A 17,173-nucleotide genomic window follows, 5' to 3' on the forward strand; every position below is an offset into this window, starting at 1 on the left:
CGCGCAAGGGGCGAGTTCGCGGGGCGACGCAAAGTGGGATACGCGATGAAATATCTGTTGTTGTTCGGGCTGGTTGCGGTGATCTGGTGGGTTTGGTCCAAGCGCAAGGCGGCAGCCGAGGCGCCGCCGCCGCAGCGGCCGGCGTCGCCGGATGCGGAAAAAATGGTGAACTGCGCGCAGTGCGGGGTTTACCTGCCGGAAGGCGACAGCATTTCCGACGGCGGGCTGGCGTTCTGCTGCGAGGCGCACCGGGCGCTGGGCCCCTCGGCCGGTCGTCGATGAACGACTGGCTTTCGTCGACCTGGGAGGCCAGCTGGCGCTCCTTCCAGTATTTCAACCTGTACCGGCTGGTTCTCGCCCTGCTGTTCTGCCTGGCGCTCCTGTTCCCCAACGAATGGACGGCCCGCCTGAACCTCCTGCCGACGCCGCCGATCATGGCGCTGACGGCGTTCTACCTGGCGGCGAGCCTGGGCGGCCTGCTGCTGGCGACGCACTGGCATCGCCACTTCAACAAGCAGCTGACGACGCAGGTGATGATCGACATTGCCGTCGTCACGGCGCTGATGCAGCAGGCGCGCGGTGTCGGCAGCGGGCTGGGCATCCTCCTGCTGGTCTCGCTGGCGGCGGCCAGCCTGGTCGGGCGCGGGCGTCTGGTGCTGTTCTATGCGGCGGTCGCCACCCTGGCGGTGCTGCTGATGCAGTCTTACGGCATTCTCGCCGAGCAGTTCGAGCCGGCGACCATTGTCCAGGCCGGCCTCATTTCCGCCGGGTTTTTCGCGACGGCCATCCTGGCCCGTCTGCTCGGCCAGCGGGTGATGATCAACGAAGACCTGGCGAGGCGGCGCGGGGTGGCCCTGGACAACCAGATATTGATCAGCCAGCGGGTGGTCGAGCGGGTGCAGCTCGGGGTGGTGATCGTCGGCCGGGAAGGGGGAGTGATCCGCTGCAACCCGATTGCCCAGGAGATGCTGGGCCTGCCCAATGCCGACATGCCGTCGCCCCTGTCCGTGTGTTCCCGGGCGCTGGCCGACGCCCTGGCTGCCTGGCGGGGAACGGGCGAGGGCGGCCAGTTGAATTTTTCCCGGGCGGGCGGACGCGACCTGCACGCGCGTTTCGAGTCCACCAGCAGTTCCGATGGCGAGGCCCTGATCTTCCTGGAGGATCTCGGGCGCATCAAGGAACGGGCGCAGCAGCTCAAGCTGGCCTCGCTGGGGCGCCTGACGGCGAGCATCGCCCACGAGATCCGCAATCCGCTGTCGGCCATCGGCCATGCCGGCGAGCTCCTGCGCGAAGAGCGGCGCGGCGAAATGCAGGAGCGCCTGCTGCGGATTCTCAACGACAACGTGATCCGCCTCGACCGCATCGTCAAGGACATCCTGGAACTCGGCCGCCAGAACCGGGCCGAGCCCGAAATGCTGGCCGCCGAAGCCTTTTGCGTGGCCTTCCTGGAAGAGCTTGCGGGGAGCGAGAGCTTTCCGGACGGCGTGGTCGTGCTCGAGGCGCGCGACGATTTCCCGATCTGTTTCGATCGTTCGCATTTGCACCAGGTGTTGTGGAACCTGGTCAGCAACGCCGTCCGCCATTCGACGGGCGGCCCCGGCGCGGTCCGGGTGCTGCTGCAGAACGGCGCGAACCCGGGGCGGGTAGAATTGCATGTGATCGACGATGGCCCGGGTATTCCGGAGTCCGTGCGCGAGCAGATTTTCGAACCCTTCTTCACCACCCATACGCAAGGGACCGGCCTCGGGCTGTTCATCGCCCGCGAGCTGTGCGCCACCAACGGCGCGAGCCTCGAGCTGGCGGCCGCGAAGCAGGGGGCGCATTTTATTGTTGCTGGGAGAAACGACACGTGTCAGCTGCCAAATCCGAACGACGCCCACGCGGCGAAATGAGCCGGGTGCTCGTCGTTGACGACGAGGCCGACATCCGCGAACTGATCGACCTGACGCTCGCCCGGATGGGCCTGGCCACGGAGTGCGCCGGTTCCGTCGCCGAGGCGCGGGCGGCGCTGGAGGCCAGCGACTTCCAGCTGTGCCTGACCGACATGCGCCTGCCGGACGGCGAAGGCCTGGAGATCGTCCGCTACATCACCGAACATTGCCCGCAGACGCCGGTTGCCGTGATCACCGCCTATGGCAGCGCGGGAAACGCGGTTGCCGCGCTGAAGGCCGGGGCCTTCGACTACCTGGCCAAGCCGGTCGGGCTGGAGCAGTTGCGGGCGCTGATCAAGTCCGCGCTGCGCCTGCCGGGCGGCAGCCCGGACGAGGCCAATCCCCTGCAGGCGCTGATCGGCGATTCACCGGCCATGCAGCAGGTGCGGACGATGATCGAAAAGCTGGCGCGCAGCCAGGCGCCGATCTACATCTCCGGCGAGTCGGGCAGCGGCAAGGAGCTGGCGGCCCGCCTGATCCACGGCCGCAGCGCGCGGGCGGCCAGCCCCTTCGTGCCGGTCAACTGCGGCGCCATCCCCGAAAACCTGATGGAAAGCGAGTTCTTCGGCTACCGCAAGGGTGCCTTCACCGGCGCCCAGGACGATCGCGAAGGTTTCTTCCAGGCGGCCAGCGGCGGCACCCTCTTTCTCGACGAAGTGGCCGATCTGCCGCTCGCCATGCAGGTCAAGCTGCTGCGCGCCATCCAGGAAAAGCGGGTGCGCAAGGTCGGCAGCGTGACCGAGGAGCCGGTCGATGTCCGCATCATCTGCGCGACGCACAAGAACCTGCGCGAGCTGGTCGACAAGGGCGCCTTCCGCCAGGACTTGTACTATCGCCTGAACGTCATCGAATTGCGCATGCCGCCCCTGCGCGAGCGGCTGGAGGACATTCCGCCGCTGGTCGAGGCCATCCTCCGCCGGGTTTTCGGCGATACCCCGCCCAGTCTGTCGGGCGCGGCCCTCAAGGCGCTGCAGTTCTATTCCTTCCCCGGGAATGTGCGCGAGCTGGAAAACATCCTCGAGCGGGCGACGGCCCTGTGTTCCGACGACAGCATCGAGGTCGACGACCTGCATCTCGGGCCGGAGGAAATCCACGAGGGCGAGGCCCAGGGCCGGGGCAGCGAAACGCTGGACGACTACCTGAACCGCCTGGAGCGCCAGGCCATCCTCGAGGCGCTGCAGAAGGCCGAAGGCAACCGTACGGCGGCGGCGCGGCTGCTCGGCGTGACCTTCCGCTCGATGCGCTATCGCCTCGAACGCCTGGGCATCGAGTAATGCCGTGGCGGGATGACGGCTGGCTGGAGGGCGTTGCCTGGCTGCCTTCGCCCAACTTCGGCGAACGGCCGGTCGGCGCCGGCGTCTCGCTGGTGGTCATCCACAACATCAGCCTGCCGCCGGATGAATTCGCCGGCAACTGGGTCGAGGATTTCTTCCTGAACCGCCTCGATCCCGAGGCCCACCCCTATTTCGCCACCATCGCCGGCCTGCAGGTGTCGGCCCACTTCTACGTCCGGCGCGACGGCCGGGTCATCCAGTTCGTCGGCTGCGACCAGCGGGCCTGGCATGCCGGGCAGTCGTGCTGGTGCGAGCGCGACAACTGCAACGACTACTCGGTCGGCATCGAGCTGGAAGGTTCCGATACGACACCGTTCGCGAGCGAACAGTACGCGGCGCTGTGGCCGCTGCTCGATGCCTTGCGCCAACGCTACCCGATCGCCGCCATCGCCGGGCACAGCCATGTCGCCCCGGGGCGCAAGACCGATCCGGGGCCGTATTTCGACTGGGCAGCCCTGGCTGCCCGCCACGCCGACCTGGCCTTACCGGCCGAAGTAGGCGCCTAGGCGGCGGACGGCCTCGGCCAGGCGGGGAATGCCCGTCGTGTAGGCGAAACGGATGTGCTTTTCCGGCTCGTTGCTGCCGAAATCGAGCCCCGGCGTCGCGGCGACACCGGCTTTTTCCAGCAGCTCGCGGGCCAGCGCGAAGCTGTCGGCGGCCAGCGCCGAGCAATCGCAATACAGGTAGAACGCGCCTTCCGGGCGGGCGGTGACGCGAAAGCCGATGGCTTCCAGCGCCGGCGCCAGGAAGTCGCGCCGACGCCGGAATTCGGCCCGGCGTTCCTCGAGGATGGCGATGGTTTCCGGGGCGAAGGCCGCCAGCGCGGCGTACTGGGTCGGCGTCGACGGGCACAGCGTCAGGTTCTGCGCCAGTTTCTCGACATCGCGCACGTAAGGCTCCGGAATGACCATCCAGCCGAGACGCCAGCCGGTCATCTGGAAATATTTCGAGAAGCTGTTGATGACCCAGATGTCGTCGCCGGCGGCGCAGGCGGAGGGGGCGTCAAGCTCGTCTCCCAAGACGACTTCCTTCGGGGCGTACGTCAGTCCGTGATAAATCTCGTCGACCAGGAAATGCCCACCTTTGGCTCGGCACACGGCCGCAAGCGCGTCGATCTGGCCCGCAGTCAGCAAGGTGCCGGTCGGATTGGCCGGCGAGGCGACGAGCAGCCCGGCGGTGCGCTCGTTCCAGTTTGCGGCGACCTGTTCCGGCGTCGGCTGGAAATTGCTCTCCGCGCCGACCGGGATGCCGCGCGGCACGCCTTCGTAGGTGCGCAGGATGTGGCGGTTGCAGGGGTAGCCGGGATCGGCCAGCAGCCATTCGTCGCCGGGATTGGCCAGGGCCGCGAAGGCCAGGTTCAGCGCGCCGGAAGCGCCGTTGGTGATGGCGATGCGGCTGGCCGGCACCGTCGCTCCATAACGTTCGCGATAGAAGGCCGAAATCGCCGCGCGCAGCTCGGGCAGGCCGAGGGCCTGGGTGTACAGCGTCTTGTGCTGGCGGATGGCGGCGATGGCGGCTTCGGCGATCGGTTTCGGGGTCGGGAAGTCGGGCTCGCCGACCTCCATGTGGATGATGTCGCGCCCCTCGGCTTCCAGCTGGCGGGCGCGGGTCAGCAGTTCGACGACGTGGAAGGGCTGGATGTCGGCCAGGCGGCGGGCGGGGCGGTAGGTCATGGCATTCCTCAAATGAAAACGGCCACCCTGAGGTGGCCGTTCGATCTTAGCCTAAGCGAGGATCAGGCTGCATCCTTGAAGATGCCCATTTCGAACAGTTCGCGCTTGAGCACGAGTTCGCGCGGCATCTTCTCGCCCATCTTGTCGAACCACTCCTTGTGGCCGGCCAGTTCGGACTTCCAGGCGTCGGCGTCGATGGTGGTCAGCGCCTCGAACTCGTCCTTGTTGATTTCCAGGCCGGTCCAGTCGATGTCCTCGAACTTCGGCATCCAGCCGAGCACGGTTTCCTTGGCGGCGACGGTGCCCTTGCAACGCTGGACGATCCACTTCAGGACGCGCATGTTGTCGCCGAAGCCCGGCCACATGAATTCGCCCTTCTCGTTCATGCGGAACCAGTTCACGCAGAAGATCTTCGGGGTGGCATCGACGGTCTTGCCCATCTTCAGCCAGTGGTTGAAGTAATCGCCCATGTGGTAGCCGCAGAACGGCAGCATGGCGAACGGGTCGCGGCGGACGACGCCCTGCTGTCCGAAGGCGGCGGCAGTGGTCTCGGAGCCCAGCGTGGCGGCCATGTAGACGCCGTAGTTCCAGTTGAAGGCCTGGTACACCAGCGGCACGGTGGTGGCGCGGCGGCCGCCGAAGATGAAGGCGGAAATCGGCACGCCGGCCGGGTCTTCCCAGGCGGCATCGACCGACGGGCACTGGCCGGCCGGGGCGGTGAAGCGGGAGTTGGCGTGGGCGGCCTTCTTGCCGGCCTTGCCGTCTTCCGGCGTCCAGTCGTTGCCCTGCCAGTCGATCAGGTGATCCGGTGCCTGCTTGGTCAGGCCTTCCCACCACACGTCGCCATCGTCGGTCAGCGCGACGTTGGTGAAGATGATGTTTTCCTTGAGGGTAGCCAGGGCGTTGAAGTTGGTCTTCTCGCTGGTGCCCGGGGCGACGCCGAAGAAGCCGGCTTCCGGGTTGATGGCGTAGAAGCGGGTGACGCCGTCGGCATCGACGCGCGGCTTGATCCAGGCGATGTCGTCGCCGATGGTGGTGATCTTCCAGCCGTCGAGGGTCTTCGGCGGGATCAGCATGGCGAAGTTGGTCTTGCCGCAGGCCGACGGGAAGGCGGCGGCGACGTAGGACTTCTCGCCTTCCGGCGATTCGACGCCGAGGATGAGCATGTGTTCGGCCAGCCAGCCCTGGTCGCGGGCCATGGTGGACGCGATGCGCAGCGCGAAGCACTTCTTGCCGAGCAGGGCGTTGCCGCCGTAGCCGGAGCCGTAGGACCAGATTTCACGGGTTTCCGGGTAGTGCACGATGTACTTGACGGTCGGGTTGCACGGCCACTTGGCATCCTGCTGGCCGGCTTCGAGCGGGGCGCCGACGGTGTGCACGCAGGGCACGAATTCGCCGTCGGTGCCGAGGACGTCATGGACGGCCTTGCCCATGCGGGTCATGGTGCGCATGTTGACGACGACGTAGGCGGAATCGGAGATTTCGACGCCGATGTGGGCGATCGGCGAACCGAGCGGGCCCATCGAGAACGGGATGACGTACATCGTGCGGCCCTTCATGCAGCCCTTGAACAGGCCGTTGAGGGTCTCGCGCATCTTGGCGGGCTCTTCCCAGTTGTTGGTCGGGCCGGCGTCTTCCTTCTTCTCGGAGCAGATGTAGGTGCGGTCTTCGACGCGGGCGACGTCGGACGGGTCGGAGAAGGCGAGGTAGGAATTCGGGCGCTTGGCTTCGTTGAGCTTGATCAGGGTGCCGGCCTTGACCATTTCGGCGCACAGGCGGTCGTATTCTTCCTGGGTGCCGTCAGCCCAGTGGATATGGTCGGGCTGGGTCAGGGCGGCAATGTCGGCGACCCATTTTTTCAGGCCTTCGTGTTTGACGTAATCGGGCGCGTTCAGCGGTGCGGTCATGGCGATATGTCTCTCTCTAAGTTGCTGATAAAGCTAGGTTTCACGCCAGTCGCCGGGAACTGCCACCAAGACTTCGAGCGGCTGGAGGCCGTCGGCTGGGAAGCGCGTAATTATGCATCAAATTAGGGTAAACATCTACTTGACGTGACGAGCTACGTGATATCCGATAGTGTGAAATTTCACGCATCGCATGCTAAGATATTCCGTAATTCGAGATGGCATTTCATAATGTAAAACGGAGACAAGAATGGACCCTCGCCAGTTACGTGAAGCAGCGCTCTACTATCACCGCCAGCCGAAGCCCGGGAAGATTGCGGTCACGCCGATCAAGCAGCTGACCAACCAGTACGACCTGTCGCTGGCTTACTCCCCCGGCGTCGCCTACGCCTGCGAAGAAATCGTCGCCGACCCGTCCGAAGCCAGCACCCTCACGTCGCGCGCCAACCTGGTCGGCGTCATCACCAACGGCACCGCCGTCCTCGGCCTCGGCCCCATCGGCCCGCTGGCCGCCAAGCCGGTCATGGAAGGCAAGGGCGTCCTCTTCAAGAAATTCGCCAACATCGACGTCTTCGACCTCGAAATCGAAGAGCGCGACCCGGACAAGCTGATCGACACCATCGCCTCGCTGGAGCCGACCTTCGGCGGCATCAACCTCGAAGACATCAAGGCCCCGGAGTGCTTCTACATCGAGAAGAAGCTCCGCGAGCGCATGAAGATTCCCGTCTTCCACGACGACCAGCACGGTACCGCCATCGTTGTCGGCGCCGCCATCCTCAATGGCCTGCACCTGATCGGCAAGGATCTTTCCAAGGTCAAGATCGTCACCTCCGGCGCCGGCGCCGCGGCGCTCGCCTGTCTCGACCTGCTGGTCATGCTCGGCGCCCCGGTCGAGAACATCTGGGTCACCGACATCAAGGGCCTGGTCTACGAAGGCCGCGTCGAGGAAATGGACGAGATCAAGGCGCGCTACGTCAAGAAGACCGATGCCCGCACGCTGGGCGAAGTCATCGCCGGCGCCGACGTCTTCCTCGGCCTGTCCGCCGGCGGCGTGTTGAAGCAGGAGATGGTCGCCAAAATGGCGCCGCAGCCGGTCATCATGGCCCTCGCCAACCCGACCCCGGAAATCTCGCCGGAGCTGGTCAAGGCCGTGCGCGACGACGCCATCATCTGCACCGGCCGCTCGGACTATCCGAACCAGGTCAACAACGTGCTGTGTTTCCCCTTCATCTTCCGTGGTGCGCTCGACGTCGGCGCGACGACGATCACCGAGGAAATGAAGATGGCGGCGGTCAAGGCCATCGCCGAGCTGGCCCGCGCCGAGCAGTCGGAAGTCGCGGCCCGCGCCTATGGCGAGAAAGTCGCCAGCTTCGGCCCGGAATACCTGATCCCCAACCCCTTCGACCCGCGCCTGATCGTCAAGATCGCGCCGGCCGTGGCCAAGGCGGGCATGGACTCCGGCGTCGCCACGCGCCCGATCCAGGACTGGGATGCCTACATCCAGGGCCTCAACGAATTCGTCTACCACTCCGGCATGATCATGAAGCCGGTGTTCTCGCAGGCCAAGCTGGCGCCCAAGCGCATCGTCTTCGCCGAGGGCGAGGACGAGCGCGTGCTGCGCGCCGTGCAGGTGGTGCGCGACGAAGGCATCGCCTGGCCGGTGCTGATCGGCCGCCACGACGAGATCAACCGGCGCATCGAACAGGCCGGCCTGCGCATTCGCGAAGGCGAGGACTTCGAGATCGTCCACTCCGAGAATTGCGCTTTCTTCGATGCGCACTACGAGGAATTCTGCACGACCTACCACCGCCTGATGGAGCGCAAGGGGGTTTCGCCCGAGTTCGCCCGGCGCGAGGTGCGCCGCCGCAATACGCTGTACGGTTCGCTGATGGTGCATCTCGGTTACGCCGACGGCCTGATCTGCGGCACCTTCGGCCGCCACGAGACGCACCGCGAGTACGTGCAGAGCGTGATCGGCATGCGCGCCAGCCACGATCGCTACTACGCGATGAACCTGCTGATGCTGCCGGAGCGCACGGTGTTCATCGGCGATACCTACGTCAATTACGACCCGAGCGCCGAACAGCTGGCCGAGATGACCCTGCTCGCCGCCGAGGAGATCCGCAACTTCGGCGTCACGCCGAAAGTGGCCCTGCTGTCGCATTCGACCTTCGGCACGGAAGATACGCCGACCTCGCTGAAGATGCGCGACGTGCTGGACAGGCTCAGCCAGCGCGCCCCGGAGCTGGAAGTCGAGGGCGAAATGCACGGCGATGCGGCGCTCGACGAGCAGATCCGCCTGAAGGCCTTCCCGAACTCCCGCCTCAAGGGGCAGGCCAACCTGCTGGTGATGCCGACGCTCGATGCCGCCAACATCTCGTTCAACCTGCTCAAGGTGGCCGCCGGCGACAACCTGACGGTCGGCCCCATCCTGCTCGGCGCGGCGAAACCGGTGAACATCCTGACGCCGACTGCCACAGTGCGTCGCATTGTTAATATGACGGCGCTCACCGTGGTCGATGCAGGCTAAGTCGTTGCTTTAATTTGCTTTTGTATCTGCTTATTTTTATTGAAAATTCTTCGTCTCCTGCTAAACTGGGGTAAAATTGCCACAATTGGCAGGAGATGTTGAATGATGCAGAAATTGAAGTCTGCCTTGCTGGTCGGCGCCGTTCTGGGTTTGTGCGTACAAACCCCCGTTCTCGCGGCGCAGACCAAGAAGGTCGAGCAGGGCGCCCAGAAAAAGGCGGCCAAGAAGGCGCCGGTTGCGGCCAGTTCCGCCAGCAAGCCGGCTGCTAAATCGGTCAAGTCGGCGGGCAAGGCCGCGCAGGGCAAGGCTGTCGCCGCCAAATCCTCGGCCAGGCAGGCCGTTGCGGGCACCACGAAATCCTCCGGAAAGTCCGCGCTGGTCGCCGCCAAGCCCCAGGCCAGGCCGGTTCGCCACGCGGCCATGTCCGAACTGGATGCCGATCCGCGCCGCTTGGCGCTGTATTCCGCTTCCGCGCTGGTCATCGACCAGAGCAGCGGCCAGCCGCTGCTCGAGAAGCAGCCCGACGCCGTGGTTCCCATCGCCTCGATTTCCAAGCTGATGACCGCCATGGTCGTGCTGGACGCCAAGCTCGACCTGCAGGAAGTCATCTCCATCGGCGAGGAAGATGTCGATGGCCTGAAGGGAACGCGTTCGCGCCTGCCGGTGGGGACGACGATGACCCGCGAAGCGGCCATGCTGCTGGCCCTGATGTCGTCGGAAAACCGCGCCGCCAATGCCCTGGGACGCCACTATCCGGGCGGCTTGCCGGCCTTCGTCCAGGCCATGAACAAGAAATCCCACGCGCTGGGCATGTTCCACTCGCGTTTCGAGGAGCCGACCGGCTTGTCGAGCAACAATGTGTCGACGGCGCACGACCTGGCCCGCATGGTTGCTGCCGCCGCGCGCTATCCCGAAATTCGCCAGTATTCGACCACCGCCGAGGCCAAGGTCGAGCTGAATGGCCGCATCCGCGACTTCCACAACACCAATGCCCTGGTGCGCAGCGACAACTGGGAAATCGGCGTTTCCAAGACCGGCTACATTTCCGAAGCCGGTCGCTGCCTGGTCATGCAGGCCCGCGTGGCCGACAAGCCGGTCGTCATCGTGCTGCTCGATTCGGTCGGCAAGATGACCCGGGTCGGCGATGCGCAGCGGATCAAGCGCTGGATGGAAAGCGCCTCGCTGGGGCCCGACCGGCGCAAGGCCTGACCGGATTCGCCCAGCAAAAAGGCCGCTTGCGAGCGGCCTTTTTTCATTCCGGGGCGCGGTGGCCTACTTGCGCGGGCCGGTGTAGCCGAGGGCCTGGGATACGGCGTCGGCGCTCTTCTTGACCTGCAGGGCCCAGTCCGGGTCATGGCGGTCGGCCGGGGCGGAAACCGAGAGGGCGGCGACGATGCTGCCTTCGTCGTCGTGGATCGGCGCGGCGACGCACTTCAGGCCGAGCTCGGCTTCCTCGTCGTCGTAGGCGATGCCGTGGCGGCGGACCTTGTCCAGCTCCTTTTCCAGCGCGGCCAGCGAGGTCAGCGAATGCGGCGTCTTGCCGGGCAGGCCGGTGCGCTTGGCGTAGTCGCGAACCCGCTGGGGGCCGTCGGTGGCGAGGAACAGCTTGCCGAGCGAGGTCAGGTGCAGCGGCGCGCGGCCGCCGACGAGATAGACCACGCGCACCAGGGCGCGGCCCGACGAGGTGCGTTCGAGATAGACGATTTCGTCGTCGTGGCGCGTGCCGAGGTTGATCGCCTCGCCGATGCACTCGTGCAGTTCCTGCATGTAGGGCAGGGCGACTTCGCGGACGTTGATGCGCGACTTGACGATGTTGCCCAGTTCGAGAAGACGGATGCCGAGGCGGTAAGTGCCGGTGTCTTGACGTTCGACAAAGCGGGCGGCGTTCATGGCTGCCAGAATGCGGTGCGCCGTCGACGGATGGAGTTCGGTGGCGAGTGCCAAATGTTTCAGGCTGGCGGCATCGGGCGATGCGGCGAGCGCATCGAGCAACGACATCATGCGCTCGATGACCTGGATGGATCCGGGGGCTTTGCCGGACCCGTTGGCTGCTTCGGACAACTGGATTCCTTTATTGGTGTGGTTTGAGTAGCATTAGCCACTTCACTTTTCTTGTGCGCCGCAATATTAGCATGCGCTTAGCTCTCTACGTCACCTGTCTGGTCGACCTGATGCGACCGTCAGTCGGATTTGCCGCCTTGCGCCTGCTTGAGGACGCCGGCTGCGAAGTGATTGTTCCTGAAGGACAAACCTGCTGCGGCCAGCCGGCCTGGAGTGCCGGCGAGCGCGAGCTTGCCGCCGACCTGGCGAAGAAGGCGATCGCCGAACTGGAGGCCTTCGATCATGTGGTCATTCCCTCCGGCTCGTGCGCCGACCAGGTGCGCAACGTCTATCCGCAGCTGTTCGCCGACGACCCCGACTGGGGGCCGCGGGCGCGCACGCTGGCCGGGCGGACTCACGAGCTGACCAGCTTTCTGGCCGATGTGCTCAAGGTGTCGGCGGTGCCCGGCGCCTTCGACGGCAGCGTGACCTATCACGATTCGTGCAAGGGCTTGCGTGGCCTGGGCATCAAGCGGCAGCCGCGCGACTTGCTGGGGCTGGTGCCGGGCCTGGCGCTCAAGGAAATGGGCGAGTGCGAGGAATGCTGCGGTTTCGGCGGCGCCTTTTCCGTGAAGTTCGGCGATGTCTCGACCCGCATCGTCGACCGCAAATGCGATTCGATTGCCGGCGCGGGGGCGGATGCCGTCGTCGGCGGCGACCTCGGTTGCCTGATGAATATCGAAGGCCGCCTGCGCCGCCGCGGCGACGAAACGACGCGCGTCCTGCACATCGCCGAAGTGCTGGCCGGGGGCGACGCGTGACGGCTGCCGCGAAACATTCGCAGGCCATGCATTTCCAGGCGCGGGCCGGCGAGAAGGTGCGCAACCCCGTCCTGCAGCGGGCCTTGCAGAAAGCCAAGCCGCTGTTCGTCGGCAAGCGGGCCAAGGGCATCGCGGCGCTGGCCGACGACGCCCTCGATTTCGAGACCCTGCGCAGCGCCTGCGAGAGCATCCGCAACCGGACGCTGGCCGATCTCGATGTCTGGCTCGATATTTTCGAGGAACGGGCCACGGCGACCGGCGCCGAAGTGCTGTGGGCCCGCGACGGCGAGGAAGTCGGCCGCCTGGTGGTCGATATCGCCCGCCGCCACGGGGTGACCAAGGCCACCAAGTCGAAGTCCATGCTCTCCGAGGAGGCGCACCTCAACGAGGCGCTGGCCGAGGCCGGCATCCGGCCGGTGGAAACCGACCTGGGCGAGTACATCGTCCAGCTGGCCGGCGAAACGCCGTCGCACATCATCGCCCCGGCAATCCACAAAACACTGGAGGAGGTCGAGGCCCTGTTCGCCGCCGAGCATGGCCGGCCGGTCGAAACGCGGACCTCGGCCGATATTCCCGACCTCACCCGCGAGGCGCGCGAGGTGCTGCGCCAGCACTTCCTGACGGCGGAAATGGGCATCTCCGGCGCCAATTTCCTGATCGCCGAGAGCGGAACGGCGGCGCTGGTCACCAACGAAGGCAACGGCCGCATGGTGACGACCCTGCCCAAGGTGCATGTGGTGGTCACCGGGATCGAGAAGATCGTGCCGACGCTGGAGGACTTCGCCACCCTGATGCGCCTGCTGCCGCGCTCGGCAACCGGCCAGAGCATTTCCAACTACGTGTCGCTGCTGACCGGCACCAAGCGCGAAGGCGACTGCGACGGCCCGGAAAAGACAGTGTTCATCCTGGTCGACAACGGCCGCGCCAATCTGCTCGGTTCGGCCTACCAGGACATGCTGCGCTGCATCCGCTGCGGCGCCTGCATGAACCACTGCCCGGTGTATTTCTCGCTCGGCGGCCACGCCTACGGCTGGGTCTATCCCGGGCCGATGGGTTCGGTGCTGACGCCGCTCTATACGGGCATCGAAAACGCCCTCGACCTGCCGCACGCCTCCACCGGCTGCAACCAGTGCGGCAGCGTCTGCCCGGTGCGCATACCCTTGCCCAGACTGATGCACCGCCTGCGCGAGGAGCAGGTCGAGCGCGGCCTGCGCCCGTGGTCGGAGCGTTTCATGCTCAAGGCCTGGGCCTGGCTGGCCGGTCGTCCGGCCCTCTACCGCTGGATGATGCGGCGGGCGGTGCGCTACCTGAACTGGCTGGCCGACGACAGCGGCCGTATCCGCATTTTCGGCCTGGCGCCGGGCTGGAGCGCCGGGCGCGACCTGCCGGTGGCCGCCGGCCGCACCTTCAACGAACTCTACAAAGCAAGAAAGCGAGCTTGAGCATGGAATTTACGCCCGATGGCCCGATGGCCATCCCCATGTGGGTGAACGGTCACGCCTTTTTGACCGTGACCCCGGATTTCTTCACCGTCACCAACCCGGCGACCGGCGAAGGGCTGCGACGTGTGCCGCTGTGCGGCGCCGACGAGGCAGCCGAGGCCGTGAAAGCCGCCCAGGCCGCGCAACCGGCGTGGGCGATGATGGGCGTGCCGGCCCGTCGCGTCTGCCTGGAGCGGCTTGCCCAGGGGCTCGACCGCTATACCGGCCATTTCGCCAAGTTGCTGATCCAGGAGTGCGGCTTCGACGAAGCGCGGGCCACGGCCGAAGTCGGCGAGGCGGTTGCCGCATTGCGCGGCACCCAGGTCGGGCAGACCGGCGTGCTGGGCATCGTGCTCGATGCCAGCCGCCCGCTGGCCGCTTTTGCGGAAACCATGGCCCCCGCCCTGATGGCTGGCGCCACCCTGGTCGTCAAGCCGAGCCCGAAGGCGCCGTCGGCGGTGTTCGCGCTGTGCGAGCTGACGGCACGCGAAGAATGGCCGGCCGGCGTGGTCAACCTGTTGCAGGGCGACGCCGCCGCGATCGAGGGCCTGTGCGCCAGTACCGTCGACCGCCTGCTCTATTGCGGCAACGCCGCCCTGGGGGAGCAGGTCGGCGCGATGGCCGCCGCGGCCGGCAAGTCCTTCGACATGAAGGCGCTCTGACGGTGCGCATCGTCCAACTCGAGGGCGACTTCGTCGTTCCTGGCATGCGCCGTCCGGCCTTTGCCCACGACTGGGTCGAGTACGGCCAGACCCGCCCGGACGAGGTGGTCGAGCGCCTGGCCGGGGCTGCCATCGCCCTCATCAACAAGGTGAGGCTCGATGCCGCGACGCTCGACCGGCTGCCCGACCTGAAAATGATCGCCGTCGCGGCGACCGGCACCAACTGCGTCGATCTCGCGGCGTGCAAGGCGCGCGGCATCGTCGTCTCCAACATTCGCGGCTATGCCGTGCATACCGTGCCCGAGCACGTCATGTCGCTGCTCCTGGCGCTGACGCGCAACCTCGTGGCCTGGCGGGAAACGGTGATCGCCGGCGGCTGGCAGAAGTCGGGCCAGTGGTGCCTGTTCGACCATCCGATCCGCGACCTGCACGGCGCCACGCTCGGCCTGATCGGCGGCGGCACGCTCGGCAACGGTGTTGCGCGCCTGGCCGAGGCTTTCGGGATGCGCGTGCTGCGCGCGGAGCGCAAGGGGGCGACCACCGTGCGCGCCGGCTATACGGCCTTCGACGATGTGCTGGCGCAGGCCGACGCGATCAGTCTGCATTGCCCGCTGACGCCCGAAACGCAAGGACTGATCGGCGAAACCGAGCTGCGGGCCATGCGCGCTTCGGCGCTGCTCATCAACACGGCGCGCGGCGGCATCGTCGACGAAGCGGCGCTGGTACGGGCATTGCGGGAGGGCTGGATAGGCGGCGCCGGCTTCGACGTGCTCACTGCCGAGCCGCCGGCCGCCGATCATCCGCTGCTCGATCCGGCGCTGCTGGCGCTGCCGAACTTCCTGCTGACGCCGCATGTCGCGTGGTCCAGCCGGCCGGCCATGCAGACCCTGGCCGATCAGCTGGTCGACAACATCGAAGCCTTCGCGGCGGGTACGCCAAGGAACCGGGTGGCATGACGGCCAGGGACGAGATTCTCGGACGCGTCCGGCAGGGCGTCGGCAAGGACGGTTTCGCACAGCGCAAGGCTGCCGCGCAGGCGCTGCTGGCGGCGCGGGAACGCGGGCCGCAGCCGGTCCTGGCGGGCGATCTGGCCAAACGTTTTCGGGCCAAGGCGGAAAGCCTGTCGAGCACTGTCGATACGGTGCCCGATCGCCGGGCGGCGCCGGCAGCGGTGGCGCGTTATATCGCCGCGCAGAATCTGCGCCCGGAAATCGTCATGACGCCGGATGTGGCCGACCTGGCGTGGGGGGGCAACGGCCTGCAGGGCGTCGCACGGGCGGCGGTCGATGCCGACCGGATCGGCGTCACCGCCTGTTTTTGCGCGGTGGCCGAAACCGGGACGCTGATGCTGCTTTCCGCGCCGGATTCGCCGGCTACCGTCAGCCTGCTGCCGGAAACCCACATCGCGCTGGTCGATACGTCGCGTATCGTCGCCACGATGGAAGACGCCTTCGCCCTGCTGCGCGCCGAGCGGGGCGAGATTCCGCGCGCCATCAACTTCGTTTCCGGCCCGTCGCGGACCGGGGACATCGAACAAACCATCGTCCTCGGCGCCCACGGGCCTTGCCGCGTACATCTGATCCTGATCGGAACCCCGTCATGACCATCCGCTTTGCCGTGCGCGGCGAATTCATCCAGCTCGATCAACTGCTCAAGGCCACCGGCCTGTGCGAGTCCGGCGGCGCCGCCCATGCGGCCATCGCCGAAGGGCGGGTCAGGGTCGACGGCGCGGTCGACACCCGCAAGCGGGCCAAGCTGCGGCCGGGTCAGGCGGTGCTGTTCGGCGGCGAAACGGTGGAACTCGTTGCCGAGTAGGCCTTAGTCCAGCCAGCAGACTGGCGAAGCAAGCTCGGGATGTTTGCCCGAGCGGCCGGCGTAGTGCCCGGCCAGCGTGGCGATGTCGGCGGCCGGGTCGCCGCAGAGGGTGACGTAGGCGAGGATGCCGGCCTCGCGCCGGGCGTAGTCGACGCAGCCGAGGGCGACCGGAACCCCGGCGCTCAGCGCGATCCGGTAGAAGCCGCTCTTCCAGCCATCGGTCCGGCGGCGGGTGCCTTCCGGCGCCATGATGAGCACGCAATGCGCATCGCTGGCAAAGCGTTCGGCCATCTGTTCGACAAAGCCGGTGCGCTGTCGGCGGTTGACCGGAATCCCGCCCAGTTTTTTCAGGATGCCGCCCAAGGGCCAGCGGAACAGGCTGTCCTTGGCCGCCCAGTTGGCGCGCAGCCCGAGGCCGAGGCCGGTGAGCAGGGCATACAGCGCATCCCAGTTGGAGGTGTGCGGGTAGGCGACGATGAGCATCCTGGTCGGGCGGTCCGCCGGTTCGACGAGACGCCAGCCGAGCGCTTTCAGAATCAGGCGAGCCAGTGCTTGCAGCATGGAAAGGCTTCAGCCGCGGGCTTTGCCGAGGATGTCGGCGGCGATGTCGTGGCTCTCGGCGGAGGGCGGCGCGGCGCCTTCCTTGGCGCCGAAATAGTTGAGCCATTCGGCTTCCGTCATGTCGGTCTCCTCGACCGACGGAATGCGCCGCTCGGTGGTCCGCCGCCGCTCCTTCCAGCCGCTGGGCGGTCCGCAGTCGTCGTCGCGACGGTCTTGCGCGGCGCGTGCCTTGTGTTCCTTTTCCATGCCCGAATGCCCCGATTTTTCTTTTCTGCAGCCGCTATTGTAGGAGAGCTTGTATGCCTTTCGTCGTGTTCCTTTTAACGCTCGTCAGCACATCTTGACCACGATGTCGTGCAGGGTGTTGGCGCAGTTGGCCATGCGGTCGGCGGCGTTGGAGAGGTGGCGGTAGATTTCACGG

Annotated in this window: 17 protein-coding genes; 12 read left to right on the forward strand and 5 right to left on the reverse strand. The window is 66.5% G+C overall.

Going from position 1 to position 17,173, the window contains the following annotated elements; all coding sequences use genetic code 11:
- Positions 1-45 precede the first annotated feature (45 nt).
- The 4 genes from Q0P59_RS16345 to ampD are packed head-to-tail and all read left to right on the forward strand — an operon-like array spanning position 46 to position 3,771.
- On the forward strand, positions 46-282 hold the full coding sequence (locus Q0P59_RS16345; protein ID WP_295008236.1) for a PP0621 family protein: 237 nt from the start codon (positions 46-48) through the stop codon (positions 280-282).
- Positions 279-1,892, forward strand: coding sequence for a HAMP domain-containing sensor histidine kinase (locus Q0P59_RS16350; protein ID WP_295008238.1), 1,614 nt, complete (start codon positions 279-281; stop codon positions 1,890-1,892). Before Q0P59_RS16345 ends, Q0P59_RS16350 begins: the two co-directional genes overlap by 4 nt.
- Positions 1,850-3,205, forward strand: coding sequence for a sigma-54 dependent transcriptional regulator (locus Q0P59_RS16355; protein WP_295008241.1), 1,356 nt, complete (start codon positions 1,850-1,852; stop codon positions 3,203-3,205). The genes Q0P59_RS16350 and Q0P59_RS16355 overlap by 43 nt, the downstream gene beginning before the upstream one ends.
- The gene (gene ampD, locus Q0P59_RS16360; protein WP_295008243.1) at positions 3,205-3,771 is read left to right on the forward strand and encodes a 1,6-anhydro-N-acetylmuramyl-L-alanine amidase AmpD; all 567 of its coding nucleotides are present in this window, start codon (positions 3,205-3,207) and stop codon (positions 3,769-3,771) included. Before Q0P59_RS16355 ends, ampD begins: the two co-directional genes overlap by 1 nt.
- Here the strand turns inward: ampD and Q0P59_RS16365 are convergent.
- Both Q0P59_RS16365 and Q0P59_RS16370 read right to left on the reverse strand, forming a co-directional pair.
- Positions 3,748-4,938, reverse strand: coding sequence for a pyridoxal phosphate-dependent aminotransferase (locus tag Q0P59_RS16365; protein WP_295008245.1), 1,191 nt, complete (start codon positions 4,936-4,938; stop codon positions 3,748-3,750). The genes ampD and Q0P59_RS16365 overlap by 24 nt on opposite strands.
- Positions 4,939-5,000: 62 nt before the next feature.
- Entirely contained in the window at positions 5,001-6,845 is a 1,845-nt protein-coding gene (locus tag Q0P59_RS16370; protein WP_295008247.1) for a phosphoenolpyruvate carboxykinase (GTP), read from the reverse strand.
- 247 nt (positions 6,846-7,092) lie between these two features.
- Here Q0P59_RS16370 and Q0P59_RS16375 point away from each other — a divergent pair, with 247 nt between their 5' ends.
- Positions 7,093-9,372 carry an NADP-dependent malic enzyme gene (locus Q0P59_RS16375; protein WP_295008250.1) on the forward strand — a complete coding sequence of 760 codons (2,280 nt, stop codon included), beginning with the start codon at positions 7,093-7,095 and terminating at the stop codon, positions 9,370-9,372.
- A 102-nt stretch (positions 9,373-9,474) separates the two neighbouring features.
- Entirely contained in the window at positions 9,475-10,581 is a 1,107-nt protein-coding gene (gene pbpG, locus Q0P59_RS16380) for a D-alanyl-D-alanine endopeptidase (RefSeq protein WP_295008252.1), read from the forward strand.
- Between the two features lie 63 nt (positions 10,582-10,644).
- Here the strand turns inward: pbpG and Q0P59_RS16385 are convergent, their stop codons facing one another.
- Entirely contained in the window at positions 10,645-11,373 is a 729-nt protein-coding gene (locus Q0P59_RS16385; RefSeq protein WP_295008269.1) for an IclR family transcriptional regulator, read from the reverse strand.
- Positions 11,374-11,504: 131 nt separating this feature from the next.
- Between Q0P59_RS16385 and Q0P59_RS16390 the strand changes: the two genes are divergently transcribed.
- From Q0P59_RS16390 to Q0P59_RS16415, 6 genes are read left to right on the forward strand one after another with little or no spacing between them, the layout of a single operon-like run.
- Positions 11,505-12,233 carry a (Fe-S)-binding protein gene (locus Q0P59_RS16390; RefSeq protein ID WP_295008254.1) on the forward strand — a complete coding sequence of 243 codons (729 nt, stop codon included), beginning with the start codon at positions 11,505-11,507 and terminating at the stop codon, positions 12,231-12,233.
- The gene (locus tag Q0P59_RS16395; protein WP_366090978.1) at positions 12,230-13,675 is read left to right on the forward strand and encodes a LutB/LldF family L-lactate oxidation iron-sulfur protein; all 1,446 of its coding nucleotides are present in this window, start codon (positions 12,230-12,232) and stop codon (positions 13,673-13,675) included. Before Q0P59_RS16390 ends, Q0P59_RS16395 begins: the two co-directional genes overlap by 4 nt.
- 2 nt (positions 13,676-13,677) lie before the next feature.
- Complete coding sequence (locus Q0P59_RS16400; protein WP_295008256.1) at positions 13,678-14,376, forward strand: aldehyde dehydrogenase family protein; 699 nt, start codon at positions 13,678-13,680, stop codon at positions 14,374-14,376.
- Between the two features lie 44 nt (positions 14,377-14,420).
- Positions 14,421-15,332, forward strand: coding sequence for a D-2-hydroxyacid dehydrogenase (locus Q0P59_RS16405; protein ID WP_295008272.1), 912 nt, complete (start codon positions 14,421-14,423; stop codon positions 15,330-15,332).
- Complete coding sequence (locus tag Q0P59_RS16410; RefSeq protein ID WP_295008258.1) at positions 15,329-15,979, forward strand: lactate utilization protein C; 651 nt, start codon at positions 15,329-15,331, stop codon at positions 15,977-15,979. Before Q0P59_RS16405 ends, Q0P59_RS16410 begins: the two co-directional genes overlap by 4 nt.
- The gene (locus Q0P59_RS16415; RefSeq protein WP_295008260.1) at positions 15,976-16,191 is read left to right on the forward strand and encodes an RNA-binding S4 domain-containing protein; all 216 of its coding nucleotides are present in this window, start codon (positions 15,976-15,978) and stop codon (positions 16,189-16,191) included. The genes Q0P59_RS16410 and Q0P59_RS16415 overlap by 4 nt, the downstream gene beginning before the upstream one ends.
- A 3-nt stretch (positions 16,192-16,194) precedes the next feature.
- Here the strand turns inward: Q0P59_RS16415 and Q0P59_RS16420 are convergent, their stop codons facing one another.
- Together Q0P59_RS16420 and Q0P59_RS16425 are read right to left on the reverse strand one after the other, a co-directional pair.
- Positions 16,195-16,752, reverse strand: a complete 558-nt coding sequence (locus tag Q0P59_RS16420; RefSeq protein WP_295008262.1) for a 1-acyl-sn-glycerol-3-phosphate acyltransferase — start codon at positions 16,750-16,752, stop codon at positions 16,195-16,197.
- A gap of 9 nt (positions 16,753-16,761) precedes the next feature.
- Entirely contained in the window at positions 16,762-16,998 is a 237-nt protein-coding gene (locus tag Q0P59_RS16425) for a hypothetical protein (protein ID WP_295008264.1), read from the reverse strand.
- Positions 16,999-17,173: the final 175 nt, after the last annotated feature.

Origin of the sequence: uncultured Dechloromonas sp. (genome assembly GCF_945957265.1) — a bacterium.
In the GTDB taxonomy this organism is placed as follows: Bacteria; Pseudomonadota; Gammaproteobacteria; order Burkholderiales; family Rhodocyclaceae; genus Azonexus.